The organism is Kribbella ginsengisoli (genome assembly GCF_039537185.1).
Classification (GTDB): domain Bacteria; phylum Actinomycetota; class Actinomycetes; order Propionibacteriales; family Kribbellaceae; genus Kribbella; species Kribbella koreensis.
Window position 1 is genome coordinate 700,403 of the sequence record NZ_BAABAA010000007.1, and the last position, 15,451, is coordinate 715,853.

At 67.3% G+C, this 15,451-nt stretch carries 16 protein-coding genes and 1 riboswitch; of the genes, 7 read left to right on the forward strand and 9 right to left on the reverse strand.

Annotated features, from left to right (window positions below):
* Window positions 1–6 precede the first annotated feature (6 nt).
* Window positions 7–570, reverse strand: a complete 564-nt coding sequence (locus ABD768_RS26830) for a flavin reductase family protein (RefSeq protein WP_344845126.1) — start codon at window positions 568–570, stop codon at window positions 7–9.
* Window positions 571–914: 344 nt separating this feature from the next.
* Here ABD768_RS26830 and ABD768_RS26835 point away from each other — a divergent pair, with 344 nt between their 5' ends.
* Both ABD768_RS26835 and ABD768_RS26840 read left to right on the forward strand, forming a co-directional pair.
* The gene (locus tag ABD768_RS26835) at window positions 915–1,397 is read left to right on the forward strand and encodes an RNA polymerase sigma factor (RefSeq protein ID WP_344845128.1); all 483 of its coding nucleotides are present in this window, start codon (window positions 915–917) and stop codon (window positions 1,395–1,397) included.
* Window positions 1,390–1,956 carry a methylated-DNA--[protein]-cysteine S-methyltransferase gene (locus ABD768_RS26840; RefSeq protein WP_344845130.1) on the forward strand — a complete coding sequence of 189 codons (567 nt, stop codon included), beginning with the start codon at window positions 1,390–1,392 and terminating at the stop codon, window positions 1,954–1,956. Before ABD768_RS26835 ends, ABD768_RS26840 begins: the two co-directional genes overlap by 8 nt.
* Before the next feature lie 82 nt (window positions 1,957–2,038).
* Here ABD768_RS26840 and ABD768_RS26845 read toward each other — a convergent pair whose 3' ends face one another.
* Window positions 2,039–2,719 carry a class I SAM-dependent methyltransferase gene (locus tag ABD768_RS26845; protein ID WP_343966799.1) on the reverse strand — a complete coding sequence of 227 codons (681 nt, stop codon included), beginning with the start codon at window positions 2,717–2,719 and terminating at the stop codon, window positions 2,039–2,041.
* A 155-nt stretch (window positions 2,720–2,874) separates the two neighbouring features.
* Between ABD768_RS26845 and ABD768_RS26850 the strand changes: the two genes are divergently transcribed.
* Both ABD768_RS26850 and ABD768_RS26855 read left to right on the forward strand, forming a co-directional pair.
* Window positions 2,875–3,585, forward strand: coding sequence for a flavodoxin family protein (locus tag ABD768_RS26850; protein WP_344845133.1), 711 nt, complete (start codon window positions 2,875–2,877; stop codon window positions 3,583–3,585).
* 7 nt (window positions 3,586–3,592) lie between these two features.
* Window positions 3,593–4,801, forward strand: coding sequence for a cation:proton antiporter (locus ABD768_RS26855; RefSeq protein WP_343966795.1), 1,209 nt, complete (start codon window positions 3,593–3,595; stop codon window positions 4,799–4,801).
* On the opposite strand, the gene ABD768_RS26860 is transcribed toward ABD768_RS26855, so the two are convergent.
* The 4 genes from ABD768_RS26860 to ABD768_RS26875 form a co-directional block, all read right to left on the reverse strand.
* Entirely contained in the window at window positions 4,734–6,068 is a 1,335-nt protein-coding gene (locus tag ABD768_RS26860) for a purine-cytosine permease family protein (RefSeq protein ID WP_343966793.1), read from the reverse strand. The genes ABD768_RS26855 and ABD768_RS26860 overlap by 68 nt on opposite strands.
* A riboswitch (TPP riboswitch) is annotated at window positions 6,063–6,188 on the reverse strand. (Overlaps the previous gene by 6 nt.)
* Window positions 6,189–6,209: 21 nt before the next feature.
* On the reverse strand, window positions 6,210–6,869 hold the full coding sequence (locus tag ABD768_RS26865) for an alpha/beta fold hydrolase (protein WP_344845321.1): 660 nt from the start codon (window positions 6,867–6,869) through the stop codon (window positions 6,210–6,212).
* Window positions 6,866–7,723, reverse strand: coding sequence for a hypothetical protein (locus ABD768_RS26870; protein ID WP_344845136.1), 858 nt, complete (start codon window positions 7,721–7,723; stop codon window positions 6,866–6,868). The genes ABD768_RS26865 and ABD768_RS26870 overlap by 4 nt, the downstream gene beginning before the upstream one ends.
* A 60-nt stretch (window positions 7,724–7,783) precedes the next feature.
* Window positions 7,784–8,641 (reverse strand): DUF3152 domain-containing protein, encoded by an 858-nt coding sequence (locus tag ABD768_RS26875; RefSeq protein WP_343966789.1) that lies wholly within the window; start codon window positions 8,639–8,641, stop codon window positions 7,784–7,786.
* Window positions 8,642–8,824: 183 nt separating this feature from the next.
* Between ABD768_RS26875 and darT the strand changes: the two genes are divergently transcribed.
* Together darT and darG are read left to right on the forward strand one after the other, a co-directional pair.
* On the forward strand, window positions 8,825–9,451 hold the full coding sequence (gene darT, locus ABD768_RS26880) for a type II toxin-antitoxin system toxin DNA ADP-ribosyl transferase DarT (protein ID WP_344845139.1): 627 nt from the start codon (window positions 8,825–8,827) through the stop codon (window positions 9,449–9,451).
* 35 nt (window positions 9,452–9,486) lie between these two features.
* On the forward strand, window positions 9,487–10,542 hold the full coding sequence (darG, locus tag ABD768_RS26885; protein ID WP_344845142.1) for a type II toxin-antitoxin system antitoxin DNA ADP-ribosyl glycohydrolase DarG: 1,056 nt from the start codon (window positions 9,487–9,489) through the stop codon (window positions 10,540–10,542).
* A gap of 22 nt (window positions 10,543–10,564) precedes the next feature.
* Here darG and ABD768_RS26890 read toward each other — a convergent pair whose 3' ends face one another.
* Window positions 10,565–11,758: an ATP-binding protein gene (locus tag ABD768_RS26890; protein WP_343966787.1), complete on the reverse strand. Its 1,194-nt coding sequence runs from the start codon at window positions 11,756–11,758 to the stop codon at window positions 10,565–10,567.
* 166 nt (window positions 11,759–11,924) lie between these two features.
* Between ABD768_RS26890 and ABD768_RS26895 the strand changes: the two genes are divergently transcribed.
* Window positions 11,925–12,953: a GTP pyrophosphokinase gene (locus tag ABD768_RS26895; protein WP_343966785.1), complete on the forward strand. Its 1,029-nt coding sequence runs from the start codon at window positions 11,925–11,927 to the stop codon at window positions 12,951–12,953.
* Here the strand turns inward: ABD768_RS26895 and ABD768_RS26900 are convergent.
* Window positions 12,950–13,921 carry an ArsR/SmtB family transcription factor gene (locus ABD768_RS26900; protein WP_343966783.1) on the reverse strand — a complete coding sequence of 324 codons (972 nt, stop codon included), beginning with the start codon at window positions 13,919–13,921 and terminating at the stop codon, window positions 12,950–12,952. The genes ABD768_RS26895 and ABD768_RS26900 overlap by 4 nt on opposite strands.
* 52 nt (window positions 13,922–13,973) lie before the next feature.
* Window positions 13,974–15,404, reverse strand: a complete 1,431-nt coding sequence (locus ABD768_RS26905) for an MFS transporter (protein WP_344845145.1) — start codon at window positions 15,402–15,404, stop codon at window positions 13,974–13,976.
* Window positions 15,405–15,451: the final 47 nt, after the last annotated feature.

A 15,451-nucleotide genomic window follows, 5' to 3' on the forward strand; every position in this document is an offset into this window, starting at 1 on the left:
AGGGGTTCAGGAGGGCCGGTCGGTGGTTGCGTAGCGGCCGTCGTGGTACAGCAACGGCTCGTGTTCGCGGCGTTCGGCGTGGGTGGCGAGCCGGGCCACGACGATGTGGTGATCGGCCACTGCGAAGCGGTGTTCGACGAGAGCCCGCAGGTAGCTCGGGGCCTCGTCCAGTACGGGTTCCCCGGTCCGCAGCCGGGACCAGCGGGTCGGTTCGGCGAACCGGTCGACACCACTGGTGGCGAACCGGCCGGCGATCTCGTGCTGGCCGGCGTCGAGGAAGTTGATCACCAGGCTGTCGGCCCGGTGCACGGTCGGCCAGCTGGACGCGGTGGTGGCGATCGAGAACGACACCAGCGGCGGCAGCAGGCTGACCGAGACGAGCGAGGTCGCGGTGAAGCCGACCGGGCCGTTGCCCGCGTCCGCGGTGATCACCACCACGCCGGCCGCGTGCCGGCGGAACACCGAGCGGAAGATGTCGGCGTCGACGGTGCGCTCCACATCGTCTGGATCCCGTACGACGGTGAGGCCGGGGCGGCTGGGCAGGGCAGGGTTGATCGCATGGACGGACATGTCTCTCCCTCGGGACGGGGCAGGGACGACCGGCAGCGGACAGGCAGGATCAACCGCAACCGGACGGGTGGGGTAGCAGCTGGCTCAGTGGCCAGGAGGCGTCGTCGCCGTCACGTGGACAGGCGGTGGTGCGACGTACTAGCGACAGGTCGCGCTGGAGGTGCGCATCTGGTCGATGACGCGACGGCGCGTCAGCAGACTGCTGATCAGCACCGGCAAGTTCGTCGTCATGTCAACGACTCTCTCATCAAAGTCCACTGGAAAACTAGACAATCTCGGTATTCGATACGACAGTCCAGGGAGCACCCTCACATCTCGCGACGTGCATGCGTTCTACTGACGTGATGCTTTCCTTACCGCCGTTCCAGGCGCTCATCGACGATCACTGGCGCGACGTCGCCAGGCTCGCCCGGGCGCTGGCCGGACCGGTCGACGGCGACGACGTGGCCCAGCGCGCCTGGGAGAAGGCCTTCGCCGCCTATCCGAACCTCACCTCGGCACGGAACCTGCGCAGCTGGCTGCTCACCATCACCGCCCGCTGCGCGACCGACGTGCACCGAGCCCGTAAACCCCAGACACCCCTCGACGACGCGCCACCGATCGCCGTCGACGGCCCGGAGGCCGCCGACTTCCCCGATCCGGAGCTCTGGCAGGCCGTGAAGGACCTGCCCGAGCGGCAACGCGTCGCCGTCACGCTCAAGTACGTCGGCGACCTGGACCACCATGGCGTGGCCGCCGCTCTGGACACCACGCCCGCCGCATCCCGCCGACTCGTCAGCGATGCGCTCGCGACCTTGCGTACCAAACTCGGAGTGGATCATGACTGACCTCGAAGGCCGGCTGAGCCGGCTCACCCATGGAGGCGCCCGCCCGCCGGTCCTGCCGACCGCAGACGTCTCCTACACCCTGCACGACACCCCCATCGGCACGCTGCTGCTCGCGGTCGCGGGCGACCGGGTGGTGGCCAGCTCCTTCGGCGACGAGGAGACGCTGACCGACAGGCTGGCCCGCGCGATCTCCCCGCGGGTACTACGCCAGCCCGGGCCACTCGACGACGTCCGGCGGCAATTGGACGAATACCTGACAGGTCAACGAAAGGCGTTTGAATTAAATGTTGACCTGACCCTGGCGACACCATTCCAGCGGCTCGTACTGACCGATCTCCCCGATCACACCAGCTACGGCAAGACGACGACGTACGGGCAGGTCGCAGGTGAGATCGACCGGCCGAAGGCGGCCCGGGCAGTCGGTACCGCGCTCGGCGCGAACCCCTTGTGCGTCGTGATTCCCTGCCACCGGGTGATCGGTGCCAGCGGGGCGCTCACCGGGTACGCCGGCGGCCTGGAGGCGAAGCGGTTCCTGCTGAATCTTGAATCGAAAAGTTAACTTTTCCGGCGGTCGATCGTTTTCTTTATACTCGGGTGAAAGCAGCAGGTCCCCAATGTGGAGTGGGGACCTGCTGTTCTTTTTATTCGTTGCCGGGCTGGTGGATTTCCAGGATGAGCCGGCGGCGGCCGCCCCATTCGCGCTTGTAGACCTTGTAGTCCTTGATGCCCGCCGCGGCGCAGAGCCGGCCGTAGCTGGCCTCGTCGTGGATGTAGTGGACGCTGCTGGTGCCGAAGTGCTCGGTGGTGACGATCCGGTGCTCGGGGCCCTGCCGCAGCCCGTTGGCGATCTCCGACGCGGTCGCCGGGCCCCAGACCGGCCCCTCGATCACGGCGAGCCCGCCAGGGCGTAGTACCCGGGAGATCTCCCAGATCGTCGACATCTGCTCGTCCTCGGCGAACAGCTCGTGGAACGCCGTCCACAGGCAGAGCACCGCGTCGAAGGAGTCCGACTTGTACGGCAGGTCCGTCATCGATCCGATCGCCCAGTCGATCGACAGCTCTTCTTCTCGCGCCTTGGCCTGACCGGCCTCGACCAGGTTCGGGGAGATGTCCAGAGCTCGCACGGTCTTGCCCGCCCGCCGCAACGGCAGGCTGATCCGGCCGTAGCCGCAGCACAGGTCCAGTACGGACTCCCGGCCCTCCAGGAGCTCTTCGACGGCCTGGACGATGGCGGCGTCACTTTCCGGCGTGGTGCGACTGGCCAGCCCCTCGACCCCGAGTTCTTCGTACTCGGCCCGGCTGCGCAGTGCAGAGTTCAGCATTGCGCCAGTATCCCGGCCACGCTGGGTCACTGTCAGTATCGGGAACCGGATCGAGACCTTCCGAAGTCGGCGAACGGTAATCGTGCGGCTCTCGTGCGGGACCAGGCTGGGCGATGACACTGAGCCACAGCAACGACTTCAGCCGAAGGAGAGCCATGTCCACCACCAGCTACGACGATCTGCGCGCGCTGTTCATCAACTGCACGCTGAAGCGGTCGCCCGAGCGCAGCAACACCGAGGGTCTGATCGACGTGAGCAGGCACATCCTGGAGAAGCAGGGCGTGGCGGTCGAGGTGATCCGGGCGATCGACCACGACATCGCCACCGGCGTCTGGCCGGACATGACCGAGCACGGCTGGGCGAGCGACGAATGGCCCGCCCTGCAGGAGAAGGTGATGGCGGCCGACATCCTGGTGATCGCCGGACCGATCTGGCTGGGCGACAACAGCTCGGTGACCAAGAAGGTGATCGAGCGGCTCTACGCGAACTCCTCGATCCTCAACGCCGCCGGGCAGTACGCGTACTACGGCAGGGTCGGCGGCTGTGTCATCACCGGCAACGAGGACGGCGTCAAGCACTGCGCGATGAACGTGCTCTACAGCCTGCAGCACCTCGGCTACGCGATCCCGCCGCAGGCCGACGCGGGCTGGATCGGCGAGGCCGGCCCGGGTCCGTCGTACCTGGACGAAGGATCCGGTGGCCCGCAGAACGACTTCACCAACCGGAACACGACCTTCATGACCTGGAACCTGTTGCACCTGGCAAGGATGCTGAAGGACGCCGGCGGCATTCCCGCCTACGGCAACCAGCGGTCCGAGTGGGACGCGGGCTCGCGCTTCGACTTCGAGAACCCCGAGTACCGCTGAGCCTGCGATGCCCGCCGTGGAGTTCGGCAATCTCTTCGCCGTCACCCTGATCGCGCTGCTGGCGCCGCTCCTGCTCGGACTTCGGCCGGCGCTGCGGATCCCCGCCGTCGTGCTGGAGATCGTCGCCGGCATCGCGCTCGGCCCGCACGCTCTCGGGGTGATCGACATCGACCTGCCGGTACAGATCGTCTCGCTGCTCGGGCTGGCCTTCCTGTTGTTCCTCGCCGGGCTCGAGATCGACCTGCACCAGCTCCGCGGCCGGGTACTGCGGCTCGCGATACTCGGCTATCTCGTGACGCTCGCCGTCGGTGTCGCGGCCGGGTTCGGCTTCTCGGCGGCGGGCTGGGTGAAGAGCCCGTTCCTGCTGGCGGTCACGCTGTCCGCCACCTCGCTCGGCCTCGTCGTACCGGTCTTGAAGGACGCCCGGCAAGCCGATGGCGAGGTCGGGCGACTGGCGGTCGCTTCGGCCTCGGTGGCTGACTTCGCCGCGGTACTCGTGCTCTCGCTGGTGTTCTCGACCGAGGGCGGCAGCCCCGGCGAGCGGGTGGTGATGCTCGTACTGTTCGCAGCGCTGGTCGCTATCGCGGGATTGGTGGTAGCAACGGCCGGGCGGTCGCGGCAGATCGAGATGGCGCTGTTCCGGCTGCAGGACACGACAGCCGAGATCCGGGTGCGGGCCGCCGTGGTGCTGCTCGTCGCTTTCGTGGTGCTCGCCGGCCGGTTCGGGCTGGAGACGATTCTCGGTGCGTTCCTGGCCGGTGCGGTGGTCGGTCTGGTCGATCGCGACTCCCGGTCGCATCCGCAGTTCCGGGTCAAGCTGGAGGCGCTGGGCTACGGCTTCCTGATTCCGGTGTTCTTCGTGACCAGTGGACTGCGACTGGATCTCAGCGGGCTGGTCGACGACCCGGCGGCGATGCTCCGGGTGCCGTTGTTCCTGCTGGCGTTGCTGCTGGCTCGCGGAGTACCGGCGCTGCTGTCGCTGCGGGCACTCGGTCCCCGGCCGACGGGGGCGGTGGCGTTGCTGCAGGCAACCTCGTTGCCGTTCATCGTGACCGCGAGCCAGATCGGGACGGCGACCGGGCTGATGTCCCCGGTCACCGCCGCCGCTCTGGTCTGCGCGGGATTGCTGTCGGTGCTGCTCTTTCCCGTTATCGCGTTGACGTTGCTGGACGGCGACCGAGCCGGCCGAACAGGATCGCGGCCAGCATCGAGATGATGATGGAGGTGTAGGTCGCGCCGAGCCAGCCTGGTACGGCGTGGTTGTCGAAGAGGGACTGCTGGAGGTCGAGCCAGAACGGCGACCAGCCCTCGACCGTGCCGGGGTTGACGAGCTGGTAGGCGACGAAGCCGAACACCCAGGCCAGCGTGGGCTGCCAACGGAACCTGGCGGTCTCGGAGACGTCCCAGTTCATCTTGCTCACCACGAAGAAGTCGGCGATCGCGACCGCGAACAACGGGATGAAGACGGAGCCGATCAGGTAGAGGAACTGGGTGTAGTTGCCCAGGTCAACGAACAGCGCGAGCACGGTGGCGAGGATGCCGATGGCGATCGAGATCCAGCGCCGGTCGATGTGCCCGATCAGGTTGTGCGCGGCCATCGTGGTCGAGTAGACGTTCGCGTAGGCCTCGTCGACCTCGTCCACCAGCAGGACGAACAACGCGATCGCGCCGGCCGGCAGGGTGACCAGCGCGGTGATGACGTCGGTGCTGTTGGTCTGCAGGGTGGCGACGGCGATCACACCGAGTGCGTAGTACAGGATCGCGGCGAGGCCGTAGCCGAAGGCTGAACCGGCGAAGGCCGCCTTGTTCGTACGTGAGTGCCGGGTGTAGTCGGCGGCGAGGGGCGCGAAGGATACGACGCCGGCCGCAGCGAGGTCGACGCCGGGCCAGAAGCCGAAGACGCCGTCCTGCGGGAGGTCGTGGACCGGCTTGCTGAGCACCTGGATGAACAGGTAGACCGAGGCGAGCAGGACGAGCCAGACCATGAACTTGCGCAGCAGCTTCACACTGCCGAGCGGCCGGACGGCCATCGCGGTGGCGATGAAGCCGGCGATCAGGACGAACAGCCAGCGCCAGCGCTCACTCGTCACGGCGACGGCCGCCTGGGAGATCACGATGATCTCCATCGTGGCCCAGCCGATGTTCTGCGCGATGTTGAGCACGGTCGGCGCCATCGAGCCGCGGCGGCCGAACAGCCCGCGCAGGCTGGCCATCGCGGGCGCGCCGGTGTGCGAGCCGAAGACGGCGGCGCCGCCGAGCACCAGGGCGCCGATCCCGCAGCCGACCACGACGGCGATCAGGCCCTTCACCAGGGAGCCCGTGTACGCCGCGACGAGCGCGCCGGTCACCGGGCCGAACAGCGAGATGCCGAAGTTGCCCCAGAGCGTGAACTGGTCGAGGAACCCCAAGGTGCGGGGCGCGTCCGTGGTCAGGACGAGCGGCGCCTCGGTGGCGGTGGACGTGCGTGCAGCGGTAGTGGTCATGGCTGACCTGCTCCCTACGCCGGCATTACCCGGTCAGGTTCAGGCGGTCGGCGACCCGGCTGCTTCCAGCTCGTCGCCCTCTCAGCCCGCCAATCGGCGCGAGCTCCCGCGGAGGTTTGTTACTTCGTCAACGATAACGCGTCATTGACCGTTGTATACACCGACCGCCCGCTTGATGAACGTCACAACCTCTTCGCCGTTCGTCAGCACCGGCATGTGAGCACCGGTGGGCAGCGTCCAGGCCTGCGCTCCTGCCAGGTCGGCGATTCGCTGGGCCCAGTCGGCCGGTGACAGGCTGTCGTGCTCGCTGCGGACGACCGCTGTCGGGCAGGTGACCCCGCGGATCGCTGCTGCGAGGTCGTAGTGCCTGGCGACCTCCATCGCGCGGGCCATCGACACCAGTCCGGTGCGGGCGTACTGGGGAGCCAGGATGGGCACCACGCTCGGCGACTCCCACACTGCCGAGCGGAGCCATCTGGCGGCGAGAGTCGGCCAGTCTGAGGCGGTGACGTCTCCGGTGGGGCCGATCAGTACAAGGGCCTTCACCAGGCCGGGCTGGGCGAGGGCGGCTGCGACCACTATCTGGCAGCTGGCCGAGTGGCCGACCAGGACTGCTGGGCGGTTGACGTGCTCGAGCAGGCGGGTGGCCAGGGCTTCGGTGTGGAGGTCGTCGTCGGGGCCAGCCGGATCGCCGTACCCGGGGAGGGTGACGATCTCGTACGGCGTGGTGAGGTGCTGGACGGTCGGGGCATAGGACTCCGGCCCGAGGCCCAGCCCGGGAACCAGGACGACCTGGGTCACTCCCAAGGCGGGCGGTCCGGGGCTTGCTGGACTACGGGGTTGCGTACTTCCGGCTTGAGCTCGCGATGGCCGAGGGCTAGGCCGACGGTGAGGATGAGGAGGCCGGTGCCGCCCCAGGCGTATGCGGTGGGGAGGCGGTGGAGGGAGTCGTCGATGGCGCCCATGCCGGTGGTCAGGACCATCACGAACCAGACCAGGATCGGGATCAGGGACAGGGCGACCAGGCCTAGGCCGGTCAGCTCTATCGGGTCTGGCTGGCGGTCGGCCTTGCGACGGTTGAGCACGTCGCGCAGCCACATGCCCAGGGCGGCCAGGCCGACTATGAGGGTCAGGAGCTGGCCGATGGTGTCGATCGCGTCCGTGCGGAGCGGGTGGTTCAGCGGGGAGCCGGGGAGCTGGGAGATCTCCCGGAGCGAGATGCGCTGGACTGAGATGACCAGTAGTCCGTAGATGCCGGCGATGACGGCGGCTAGGAGGACTACCCGGGCTGCGCGGGGGTCGCGGGCCGGTGGGCGACCGTACGTCGGCAGCTCGTGGGGCTGGGGGTTGGCGGGCGGGCCGTAGGGAGCACCGGGGCGGTAGGCCGGCGGCTGGTTATAGGCCGGGGGTGGTGGCTGCTCGCCGTACTGGGGCGGTACGCCGTACTGCGGCGGCTGGCCGGGTTGCGGCTGATAGGCGCCGGGCTGACCTTGATACGGGCCGGGCTGTGGGGCGTACGGGCCGGGCTGGGTGGGGCTGGTGCCTTGGGCGTAGGTATTGCCGCCGTAGGGGGCCGGCTTGGCGTAGTGGTCGTCCTCGGGGGACTCGTCGGGGTTGTCACCCCGGCCGTAGGTGGGGAAGTCCTGTGACGACATTCGCTGCGCCCTCCCGCTCACTCAGACCGTCTTCCGGACAGGTTCTCACGGGGAGAGGATCTAGGTGGCTTTGACTGTCGGCCAGGCGTTGGGGAGGCAGCCGGCCAGGCCCTTGGTCTGCTGCATCATCACCGGTGCGGGGGTGTTCGGCTTGGTACAGAGCGAGTGGCCGTGGCCGAGCGCGTGGCCCACCTCGTGGTTGACCAGGTAGCTGCGGTAGAGGTCGACCTTGCCGGCGTAGGCCGGTACGGCGTACATCCAGCGCTTGGCGTTGAGCACCACGCGGTTCTCGACCCGGCAGGAGACCTCGCCGCCGGTATCGAGCGGCAGGCACAGCTTGTCGGTCAATGTCGGCGTCGCGACGATCACGCGCAGGTCGGCGTCGACCTTGTCGGTCCGCTCGAACCGTACCGGCCCGAGCGCCTGCCAGCCGCGCGGGTCGGTGAGCGTCTTGTGGATCTCGGCCGCGACCTTCTCCCCGTTGAGGGACAGCCCGTCCTCGATCTCGACCCGGTAGGTGAGCTTGTTCCGCGGCTCGGTCGCCCGCGCGAACCCGGACACCACCAGCAAACGCCCGGTCGACACGGTGACATTCGGCTTGGACCCCTTGGGCCGCCGGGTCAGAGTCGGTGCCGGCCGCAACGGTGTGGTGAACGTTGCCGTCGGCGTCGGCACATGCGTCGGCTTGGCGACCGGCGCCTGCGTCGGCTCGCTCTTCGCAACCACACTGCCACTGAACTGCGCGGCCAGATTGCGCTCCTGAGTGGCGTCAGGATGCACCACCATCACCACCCCGAGCACCGCCAGCGCGGTCACCGAGAACCACTGCGCCTTGTACGACTTCCGCCGGCTGTGCCGCCCCGACTTCACCCGGCGCACACCACTCCCCGAACGCCGCCCACTTCGCCCGGTAGTCATCTCGACTCACCCTATCGACTCCGAGTTACATCACAAAAGGGCAACTTCCCCGGCAACGACAGGGCCACGTACTCCGCCGAGCCCTTCGAGCCCTCTCCCCGGTTCGGGTGCCGGCCGATGCAGCGCGGAGCGGCCTAGCGAAGAGGCGAGTAGTAAAGTCTGCCCACCATGGTTAGCCGTCCGATGCCGACGAAGGTCTTCCACTTCACGCGAGTCGAGCACTTGTCGAGCATTGTCGAAAGTGGGCTGCTTTCCGACTCGCGTGCACGGGCAGCTGGGCTGATGCAGATCGAGGTAGGCCAGCAATCGATCAAGCAACGGCGAGCCGAAACACCCGTTCACGTCGGTCCTGGTGGTGTCGTCGCCGACTACACACCGTTCTATTACGCTCCTCGCAGTCCGATGATGCATAACATCCACAGCGGCAAGGTGCCCTCGTACCAGGACGGCACTGATCGGCTGATCTATCTAGCGACCACTACCCAACAATTGGTCCATGCCGACAGCACCTGGGTCGCAACGGATCGCAACGCCGTACTCAAGACCGCGGAGTTCTCCCTCGACGACGCCCGGGTGACCGACATGATCGACTGGCAGGTCATGACTCTCGAGCCCTGCATTCCTGTCGCTGATCACCCTGACCGGATCGAACGACGGATGGCCGAGTTCCTCGTCCACGACACCGTTCCGTTCGGGAATCTGCTCGCGATCGGCGTGAAATCGCCGGATCTTGCGGCCGAAGTGGATCAAGTACTCGAGCAGCACGGGTCGTCGTTGCGGGCACTTGTCCGACCAGCCTGGTACTTCTAGAGGTGGACGCCGATGGACAGAGGGAGTTGGCAGTCATGATCAGGAACGTGAAGGGCGATCTACTTCGCCAGGATGCCGACGCCCTGATCAACACGGTCAACACGGCAGGCATCATGGGGAAGGGAATCGCCCTCCAGTTCAAGCGGGCCTGGCCGCAGATGTTCGAGGAGTACGAAGCCGCCTGCAAGCGCGGCGAAGTCCAGTTGGGGACGATGCACGTCTGGCCGACCGGATCGCTGACCAGTCCGCGGTTCATCATCAATTTTCCAACCAAGGGCCACTGGCGGTCTCGTTCAAGGCTGGAGGACATCGAGACTGGGCTCATTGACCTGGTCCGGGTCATCGACGAACACGAGATCAGTTCCGTCGCCGTGCCACCTTTGGGATGCGGCAACGGCGGGCTCGACTGGGCTGACGTCGAACCGCTGATTCACCAAGCGCTCGCGCCGGTCGCCGATCACGTGGATGTCAGGGTGTTCGCTCCGGACGGGGCTCCCGAGGCGAAGACCATGGTGAACCGGCAGAAGCCCCCGCCGCTCAACTCGACACGGTCAGCGATGCTGGCGCTCATCCATGCCTATGTTCAGTTCACCTTCGGACCTCCGAGTCTGATCGAGGTGCAGAAGCTCGCATACTTCCTGCAGCTCAGCGGCGAGGACCTGAACATGGAGTTCAAACCACACGTTTACGGTCCGTACGCCGATGCGCTGCGCAGGGCTCTCTCGGCGATGGAGGGGCACTACATCACCGGCTTCGGCGACGGATCAGCTCGTGTTGCGGATGCTGCGCCGATCGAGGTGTTGCCGGAGGCAATCGGCCAGATCGACGGGTACATCGCGACACATCCAGAGACAGCTCGCCGGATCGCAGCCGTGCTCGACGAGATCGCCGGCTTCGAGAGCGCCTACGGACTTGAACTCCTCGCGTCCGTTCACTGGGTCATGACTCATGACCCAGCGGCCCGGGACGACTCAGCCGCAGCGCACGCCGCAGTCAGAGACTGGAGTCAGCGCAAGTCGGGTCTGTTCACCCAGCCGCACGTCGAACGCGCTTGGCAGAGCCTGCACGATCGAGGTTTGGTCGCCTCCTGACCACCATTGGCGCGTTGTAGTTCTAGGCCGTGCGGGTGCGGAGGAATTTGCCGAAGTGGGGGACTGTGAAGGCGACTGTGCCGCGTTCGGCGGAGAAGACGAGGCCTTTTTTGATGAGGCCGTCTCGGGCTGGGGAGAGGGACTGGGGTTTGCGGTTGAGGGTGGTGGCTACCTCGGCGGTGGGGACTGAACCGTCGTCGGCGTTGATGCCCAGCTCGGCCATGGCTCGCATGTATTCGCGTTCGGCGGGGGTGGCGCGTTCGTAGCGGGAGCCGAAGAAGCCGACCGTGAGTTCGGCGGAGGCTTCGGGGCCGGCGACCGCGACGTCCTTGATGGTGATGGGGCTGGTCGGGGCGTGGTCCCAGGTGGCGTGGGCGAAGGCCTGGACGAAGTACGGGTAGCCGTCGGTCTGGGCGTAGAGCTCGTCGAGGGCCTCCTCTTCGAAGGTGACGCCCTCGGTTTCGGCGGGGACCATCAGGGCCCGGTCGCAGGCCTCGCGGGACAGGCGGTCGACGCGGACGTAGCGGAAGAGGCGTTCGGAGTAGGACTTGCTGGCGGACAGGACAGCAGGAAGGTGCGGGAGGCCGGCGCCTACTACGACCAGGGCGGCGCTCTGCTGGCTGATCTCGTGGCAGGCGGCGCACAGCGCGGACAGGTCGTCGGCGCTGATGTCCTGCATCTCGTCGATGAACAGCCCGACCCCCACCGACAGGTCGCCGGCCAGGTCGGCGGCATCGGCGAACAGCTCGATCAGGTCCATCTCCAGGTCGCCCGAGTCGGCCCGGCCCTTCGCAGCGACCACATCCACCGGCGGCTGCCACCGGATGCCCTTGCGGTCGTTCAGCCCGGTACGCAGCGCAAAGGCCTTCAGTACTGCGCTGAACTCGTCGACCCGATCGGAGTCGCGGTGCCGGTGCCCGAGCTCCCGCATCGCCGTGTGCAGCGCCTGCGCGATCGGCAGCCGGATGCTCTGGTCCGGCCGCGCCTCGATCTTGCCGGTACCCCAGGCGCGCTTGATCGCCTGGCTCCGCAGTGTGTTGAGCAGGACTGTCTTGCCGACCCCGCGCAGCCCCGACAGCACCAGGCTGCGCTCCGGCCGTCCCGCCGCGACACGTTCGAGTACTACCTCGAACTGCCGCACCTCGGTGTCGCGTCCGGCCAGCTCGGGCGGGCGCTGGCCGGCGCCGGGCGCATAGGGATTCCGGATCGGATCCATGCATTTCACTCTATGAGGCTGTCTAGTGTTTTCCTTAGATTTCGCTAGTCAACCCGATCGCGTGTCGCTGTTCTGTCAGCTTCTGTCCATATCTACCGAAAACACTAGAAAATGCTAGACACGCGTAGCGCAGCCTAGGAACCACGATCAGCACTATGGTCTGCGCATGGGTGGGGCTGAGCTGCAGGACTGGACGGTGCAGGCGGCTGCGCAGTACGAGCGGACGCATCAGCAGTACGTCGGTGGCGCCCGGAAGCTGGAAGCGCTGATCAACGAGCTGATCGGCGAGGAAGAGGGCATCAACTACCTCAGCGCGACGGCCCGGGCCAAAGATCCCGAGTCGTTCCTGGCGAAGGCCTCCAAACCGCATCCGGACGATCCCGCCAAACCGAAGTACGACGATCCGCTCAACCAGATCACCGACCTGGTCGCGGCCCGGATCATCACCTTCCTGGTCGAGGCCGTCGACCGGGTCTGCGAGGTGATCGAGTCGGAGTTCGAGATCGTCGAGCACACCGACATGGGTGCGCACACTCGCGCCCAAGGCGCCTTCGGGTACGCGAGCAAGCACTACCTGGTACGCCTGAACGCCCACCGCCGGGAGCTGCCGGAGTACGCGGTGCTGAAGAACCTGACGATGGAGATCCAGGTCCGTACCGCCGTCCAGCACGCCTGGGCCGAGTTCGAGCACGACATCCGCTACAAGCTGGACATCCCGCCGGACCGCAAGCCCGAGTTCGACCGGCGCTTCCTGCTCGCCGCCGCGCTGATGGAGCTGGCGGACAACGAGTTCGCCGAGATCGACAAGCTGTACCGCGAACTGGCCGCCGCCGAGCCCGACGCGGCGCCGATGGACCTGACGACGGCAACGCTCACGACGTACCTGACCAGGCGCTACCCGGACGCCCCGCACGCGAAGACGAACCACTACGCGTGGATCCTCGGCATCCTGGCCCAGCTCGGCGTCACCACCGAGGACCAGCTGACCGAGCTACTGCAGGACATCGACAGCAATGCCGTCCAAGCGGCCATGACCCATCGCTTCCCGGCCGGTACGGTCCGCCGGCTCGACGACGACCTGCTGGCGGCGAAGGGCTCGGAGTACGTGGATCTCTTCCCGGCGGAGGAACGTCGGCAGAAGATCCTGCGCGGCCGCTTGAAGGCGCTCGCCCGGGCCGGCCTGTTCGAGGGCTAGCGCGGCCGCTGGCGTAGTAGTGCCGCACCGAGTGGGGTGAGGACGTGCAGCACTGTCTTGTCGGCGCGGTGGGTTGTGATCAGGCCGCTGTCGCGGAGGACGGTCAGGTGATGGCTGGTGGTGGGGGCGCCGATGCCTACCTGGACTGCTATCTCTCCGGCGGTCAGACCGGAGGCGGTGGACCGCAGTACGGCAGCGCGGGTTTTGCCGAGCAGGGCTGCCGCAGTCACCTCTGCGTTCTTGGGGTTGGGCGGTTCAGCCAGTACCGGGTAGACGAGGACCGGCGAGAGTTCTGTGTCCGCCAGAGTGATGGCGTTCTGCCAGCAGAAGTAGGACGGGACCAGGCGGAGGCCGCGGCCGGCCAGGTGGATGGTTCGGTTGACGGGGTAGCGGACCTCGAGGACTGGAGAGCGCCACCGCATCAGGGGTTGGAAACTGCTCAGTAGTCGGTCGGGGCCGCCCCGGGCCAGCGCGCGAGCTCGGGTCGCCCGGTCCGCTGCGAGCTCTGCGGAGATCAGGTCGGAGTGCGGCTCGATCACTTTCTGGTGGTACGTCCGCAGGGCGGCACCGAGGTCGGAGCGCAGGTCGCCGGCGGCCAGCCGAGGACCCCACGAAGGAGCCTGGTGGACCAGTGCCAGCGTCTTGAGTTCATCGGTGACCCGTTCGGACGGGGTCGACAAGATGGCGTCGATGTCGGCCTCGAGGCCGTCAGGCGCGGCCGGCGGGGTGAGGAAGTCGGGGAAGTACGCGGCCCGGGGGAACAACGGCAGGAGCATCGAGGTGACCTGCTTGCGCAGTACAGGCTCGGTCAGCGTCTCGGAGGCAGCGCGGTACCAGGGCGCGTAGGCCCACCGGCCCCGCCTGGTCTGGAGCCGGTCGAGACTGTTCGCGATCTCCCACAGCGGGTCGGCAGTCGCGGCGACCCGGACTTGGGAGAGGTCGTCTTCGGTGAAGATCACTCGCAGCATGTCGCCCCCAGTCGGCCTCGACTACAGATCGAAGGCGAGCGGCGACGCCCTGTCAAGCAATTCGAGCTGGGGACTCCATCTGGTTGGCCACCCGGGCTGCCGTGGCGCGTGCCCAGCGGCCGCTGGTGATCAGTCCGAAGACGAGAACCAGTACGCCGCAACACGCGATGATGTACCACCCCAGCCGGGCCGCCGAGACGAAGCCGGTCTCCAGCGGGCCGGTCAATCGGGCGGTCAGCACGGTACCGACGATCGCGACCCCCAGCGAGGCGCCGACCTGGCGACTCGTCGAGGCGATCGCCGCGGCGACACCGGCCTGCGAGCGAGGCATCCCGGACACGGCCGCGTTGGTGATCGGCGAGTTGAGCATGCCGAAGCCGAGGCCGAAGATCAGGTACCCGAGCAGCAGCAACGGGACGGCGGTGGTGGCGGTCAACTGGGCGAGGATCAGCCCACTCAGGGCGAGCATCGTGCCGGCGACCACCAGCGGCAGCCGCGGCCCACGATTACCGACGAGCCAGCCGGAGACCGGGGCGAAGATCACCGTCATCGCGGCCATCGGCAGCGTCAGCAGACCCGCGTGCAGCGCGGTGAAGCCCCGAACCTCTTGCAAATAAAGGGAATTCAGGAACAGGAAGCCGGACAACGCGGCGAACCCGGCCACCGCGATCAGCGTCGCGCCGGAGAAGGGAGCGCTGCGGAAGAACCGCGGATCGAGCAATGGCTGCTCACGCCGGCGCTCGTACAGAACCAGAGCGAGCATCGATAGCACCACGACGACGAAGCACGAGATGATCAGCGGCGAACCCCAGCCGGCCGACCGGCCCTCGATGATCCCGTAGGTCAGCCCGACCAGGAACAGGATCACCAGTGACTGCCCGACCGGATCGAGCCGGCGCGCGACCGCCGCCCGCGACTCGGGGACGAAGAACGCGGTCAGCAACAAGGCCACGAGCACCACGGGCACGTTGACGAAGAAGATGAACCGCCAGCCGGCCGAGTCGACCAGCGCGCCGCCGACCACCGGGCCGACCGACATGCTCAGCCCGACCACGCCACCCCAGACGCCGATCGCCTGGGCGCGTTCGCGCGGATCCGTGAAGGTGTTGGTGATGATCGACATCGCGACCGGGTTGAGCATCGAGCCGCCGATCGCCTGCAGCATCCGGAACGCGATCAGCAGGCCGACCGTCGGTGCGAACCCGCAGGCCAGCGAGCCGAGCCCGAACAGCACCAGCCCGGCCTGGAAGGTCCGCCGCCGGCCGATCCGGTCCGCGGTCGAGCCGGACAGCATCAGCAGGCTGGCGATCACCAGCGTGTAGGCATCGATCGTCCACTGCAATTTGGAGACCGAGGCGTTCAGCTCGGACCGGATCGACGGCAGCGCGAGATTCACCACGGTCGAGTCGAGGCCCACGATGAACAGGCTCAGGCAACAGATCGCCAGCACCAGCAACCGACGCCGCCGACTCAGCTCCTGCACTCGTCTCCCTCGCTCCGGACCTGTTGAAGACTGTACTACCCAGTACC

Coding starts and splice junctions, on each gene's coding strand:
- ABD768_RS26835 (WP_344845128.1), top strand. CDS start 915: ATGCTTTCCTTACCGCCGTTCCAGGCGCTCATCGACGATCACTGGCGC.
- ABD768_RS26840 (WP_344845130.1), top strand. CDS start 1,390: ATGACTGACCTCGAAGGCCGGCTGAGCCGGCTCACCCATGGAGGCGCC.
- ABD768_RS26895 (WP_343966785.1), top strand. CDS start 11,925: ATGGGTGGGGCTGAGCTGCAGGACTGGACGGTGCAGGCGGCTGCGCAG.
- ABD768_RS26870 (WP_344845136.1), bottom strand. CDS start 7,723: ATGTCGTCACAGGACTTCCCCACCTACGGCCGGGGTGACAACCCCGAC.
- darG (WP_344845142.1), top strand. CDS start 9,487: ATGATCAGGAACGTGAAGGGCGATCTACTTCGCCAGGATGCCGACGCC.
- ABD768_RS26855 (WP_343966795.1), top strand. CDS start 3,593: ATGCCCGCCGTGGAGTTCGGCAATCTCTTCGCCGTCACCCTGATCGCG.
- ABD768_RS26845 (WP_343966799.1), bottom strand. CDS start 2,719: ATGCTGAACTCTGCACTGCGCAGCCGGGCCGAGTACGAAGAACTCGGG.
- ABD768_RS26900 (WP_343966783.1), bottom strand. CDS start 13,921: ATGCTGCGAGTGATCTTCACCGAAGACGACCTCTCCCAAGTCCGGGTC.
- darT (WP_344845139.1), top strand. CDS start 8,825: ATGCCGACGAAGGTCTTCCACTTCACGCGAGTCGAGCACTTGTCGAGC.
- ABD768_RS26850 (WP_344845133.1), top strand. CDS start 2,875: ATGTCCACCACCAGCTACGACGATCTGCGCGCGCTGTTCATCAACTGC.
- ABD768_RS26860 (WP_343966793.1), bottom strand. CDS start 6,068: ATGACCACTACCGCTGCACGCACGTCCACCGCCACCGAGGCGCCGCTC.
- ABD768_RS26830 (WP_344845126.1), bottom strand. CDS start 570: ATGTCCGTCCATGCGATCAACCCTGCCCTGCCCAGCCGCCCCGGCCTC.
- ABD768_RS26875 (WP_343966789.1), bottom strand. CDS start 8,641: ATGACTACCGGGCGAAGTGGGCGGCGTTCGGGGAGTGGTGTGCGCCGG.
- ABD768_RS26890 (WP_343966787.1), bottom strand. CDS start 11,758: ATGGATCCGATCCGGAATCCCTATGCGCCCGGCGCCGGCCAGCGCCCG.